This is a genomic window from Acidisphaera rubrifaciens HS-AP3 (assembly GCF_000964365.1).
GTDB classification, from domain to species: domain Bacteria; phylum Pseudomonadota; class Alphaproteobacteria; order Acetobacterales; family Acetobacteraceae; genus Acidisphaera; species Acidisphaera rubrifaciens.
In genome coordinates this window covers 1-605 of sequence record NZ_BANB01001098.1, presented here as the reverse complement: position 1 = coordinate 605, position 605 = coordinate 1, and the positions used below count along the sequence as shown (strand labels likewise).

Here is a 605-nt window from a genome sequence, read left to right as displayed (position 1 = left end):
CCGCGGCGTCGCCCGGCCCGCGCCGCTCGATCCCGGCCGCCGTGCGCGACGCGGCGAGGCAGACGACGAAATACAGCGCGCCCACGAACAGATAGACCTCGCGCCACGCCCCCTGCCACGCCGGCGCCTGGAACGCGAGCCGCCCGGCGTTGAGCAGGTCGTACAGCCCGATGATCAGCACGAGGCTCGTATCCTTGAAAAACCCGATCGCGGTGTTGAGCAGCGGCGGGATCACCAGCCGCAGCGCCTGCGGCAGGATCACCAGCCGCGTCTTCTGCCACGCCGACAGGCCGAGCGCGTCCGCCGCCTCCGCCTGTCCGGCCGGCACGCCGCGCAGCCCGGCGCGCACCACCTCCGCCAGATAGGCGGCGGCGAACAGGATGAACGCTATCTGCGCGCGCAGCAGCTTGTCGAAATCCACGCCCGCCGGCAGGAACAGCGGCAGCATCACGCTCGCCATGAACAGCAGCGAAATCAGCGGCACGCCGCGGATCAGCTCGACATAGGCGACGGCGAGCAAGCGGACCACCGGCAGCCGCGCCGAATGCCGCGCCAGCGCCACCGCGACGGCGAGGGGAAACGCCCCCGCCAGCCCCGCCGTCGTC

At 72.4% G+C, this 605-nt stretch carries 1 protein-coding gene; it reads right to left on the bottom strand.

What is annotated here, in order from left to right; all coding sequences use genetic code 11:
* On the bottom strand, nt 1-605 hold a 605-nt coding region (locus B8460_RS20205; protein WP_048863426.1), incomplete at both ends, for an amino acid ABC transporter permease.